We start from the raw sequence: 2,187 nt of genomic DNA on the forward strand, positions 1-2,187 counted from the left end.
GGCCAAAGTTATGTTTCTCTGGGCGGCGTACAGTTACGCCCTGTGATTCTAGAAGCGCTACCAGCCCATTCAACTCCTCATTAGCTTTCTCTGTTACCTCTTGCTTTTTCGGACCCCTGGGAAAAGAGAACATTTTGGCAATGTTCTTATCGCGTAAAGCAGGGCGGTTACCTGGCTCAGTTGGTTCAAAATAAGCACCATCTGCAATCCCGACAACCATCTCCTTTAGTTCATCCCACTCATTCCAGCTATTTACAATTCTTGTTTGCATCTCTTCAACACCTTAATTAATTTACTGAATCAAGTAGATTACAATTGATAAACTTGTGAAAAATATATTACCCTATATTTCCTTGATTTACTTCCCTTTTTTTTACGGGCTAATTTTTTCTGCTTGGGTTTAAGGTTTTTCTCCTTACCGGGTGACAAAGTGGTCAAACAGCTTGTTTCATAAGGGATAGAGCCTGAAAGCCACGCTTGAAAAAGAGGCGTTTATGAGGTTTAAGACTAATTAAGCTTAGAGCTAAATCAGCCTATAGTTCCATGCCATAAATCCATAATTGTCCGTAAACAGCAAAGCTAAAATCACTCTGACGTGGGTAATTGTCCTGATGTTGTTGAATCCGTCCAGCATAAGTCTCTATCCCTAGATGGTCTATATTCTCAACTTCTATTTCTTCACTAATTCAAAATTTTCATTACCAATACTCTCTAATAAAGTCGAAATTGATATAATTCCTGATATATTTCATCGCAGCGTTTACAAATATCGACAAGATATAGCGGCAACGACTCATTTTTATTCTGATACGAGTGAAAATGCGTAGAACTTGCTACGGTGCTGTACCAAGGGGCTAGTTTTTCGTTCAACTCGACCTCCATGGGGGGCCAACTGAGCATTGTCTCGGTAAACTCAACCCCTACAACCTGACAAAGCTTGGAGAGCATTCGCCGCGGATCGTTCAGCAAGTCGTGTGCATCTATGACAGGCGGGATTACTCCGCTCGTTTGATGTACATAGTCAAACAGCCGTTTTAATTCGATCCAGCCTGTTTCTTCAAAGGTAAAATGTGGCACAATCTTACGAAAAGATAAGAGCATTTCTTTGGGTTGGCGAATCAGAAAGCAGTTGCTGAAGGGCAATATCCACTCAATCCCCATGGTCTCTTCGATTAAATGATACGCTTGATGCTTCTGATAGCAAATTGATTTCCCTTCAGGCAGGGGAGCCTTTAACAGATCGATGACGGATCGCCAATCTGCGTGGGGCATTTGGCTAGAATCAAGGTCTGTCCAAGTAAAGCCCATATCTTTCCCTTTGATAAAGAGATAGGGAAAGGAGAGAAGTTCATCAAAGACTACGGTATCTGGCCGACTCGACCAGGCTTGTAGCAGCACTGTACCCAAACTTCGTGGCACAGACCACATTGCGATTCGTTTTTCTTGCATAACATATTCCCGTACATAAGGATTAGTCTGGATTCTTCATTAGAAGAGGCTAAAAATAGCCTACAATCAAGTATAATTAACTGGGCTATACAGAAAATTAATAATCATATTATCTCATGACGGCGTGTAATTTAGACTCAGTTCCTTTACCTTGGCTGAAACCATAGGTAAAATCTAGAATTAGGCGTTTTGATGCTGATGTTAATGTGACTATTCTCAACATGGGAAAAGCACTTTCTTCTCGACCACATTTAGACTTCCCAAATCTATCATGATGACTCTGAAAGGGATTCAATCCCAGTTTATCAGTACCGAAGGGAAAGTCGCACCATGACTATCATGACAAGTCAGTTGGAGGGATGGTATCGGCTACCAATGAGCCACAGCAAACTCTGCACCGAACAGGCTCATCACGGGTTGGGCGAAGACGATGAGGGCGATCGCCATGACTAGGGAAGGTACAAAGATCCAACGAGCGATCCGAAAGACAACCTGCTGTAATTCTGCCTTATCACCTGCTTCGTATTTTTAATTGTTAGTTGGCAACTTAGCTTACTAGATAACTCAAGACCATTCCTACAATTGGCCCCTTGCCATCGCCGCCATCAGCACCATTTTTTTGTGGATAGGGTCAGATGCTACGCATTGAGAAATCTGTTGGGCTTGCAATTGTGCTTCAGCAATGATAGCAGACTCATCTACTGTGAGGACTTGGTAGTCTTCCAATAACAGTTTTCC

The 2,187-nt window shown here is 42.3% G+C and carries 2 protein-coding genes and 2 pseudogenes; 1 reads left to right on the forward strand and 3 read right to left on the reverse strand.

All coding sequences use genetic code 11. The features are described 5' to 3' along the window. The 3 genes and pseudogenes from NWP17_RS06775 to NWP17_RS06785 all read right to left on the reverse strand — a co-directional run. Nucleotides 1-271, reverse strand: a pseudogene (locus NWP17_RS06775) (glycine amidinotransferase); the annotation flags it as partial. A gap of 163 nt (nt 272-434) precedes the next feature. Continuing rightward, a pseudogene (locus NWP17_RS06780) lies at nt 435-653 on the reverse strand (IS4 family transposase); the annotation flags it as partial. 58 nt (nt 654-711) lie between these two features. Next, entirely contained in the window at nt 712-1,449 is a 738-nt protein-coding gene (locus tag NWP17_RS06785; RefSeq protein WP_280654155.1) for a sulfotransferase-like domain-containing protein, read from the reverse strand. Nucleotides 1,450-1,779: 330 nt separating this feature from the next. Between NWP17_RS06785 and NWP17_RS06790 the strand changes: the two genes are divergently transcribed. Then, nucleotides 1,780-1,902 (forward strand): hypothetical protein, encoded by a 123-nt coding sequence (locus tag NWP17_RS06790; protein WP_258004505.1) that lies wholly within the window; start codon nt 1,780-1,782, stop codon nt 1,900-1,902. Nucleotides 1,903-2,187 lie beyond the last annotated feature (285 nt).

It is taken from the genome of Chrysosporum bergii ANA360D, assembly GCF_029891735.1.
In the GTDB taxonomy this organism is placed as follows: Bacteria; Cyanobacteriota; Cyanobacteriia; order Cyanobacteriales; family Nostocaceae; genus Umezakia; species Umezakia bergii.